General features: G+C 26.9%; 1 pseudogene. It reads right to left on the reverse strand.

The features are described 5' to 3' along the window. Positions 1-290: pseudogene (locus V6251_RS15325) on the reverse strand (peptidylprolyl isomerase); the annotation flags it as partial.

The raw sequence follows: 290 nt of genomic DNA on the forward strand, positions 1-290 counted from the left end.
AAATTCAATTTCTGGTATTTGCTTTGTTCCTATAGTTAATAGTGTTTTTACACCTTTAAATGTTGCAGGAATAGTCCAATTACTTGCAAAATAATCATCCGATAGGATATTAATATTAGGCGTTAAGTCTACTGTTGTCAAATCAACATTATATGTTTGTAACAAATTTTCAATACGCTTATCACTAATGACTTTAGATCTAGAATCACGTTTAATTTTATTTTTTAATTCCAATACTAAAGCCTCAAAAGGTTGTATTCCATTTTTTTCTATCAGTTTAATAATATGGT

The organism is Olleya sp. Ti.3.14 (assembly GCF_038154885.1).
In the GTDB taxonomy this organism is placed as follows: Bacteria; Bacteroidota; Bacteroidia; order Flavobacteriales; family Flavobacteriaceae; genus Olleya.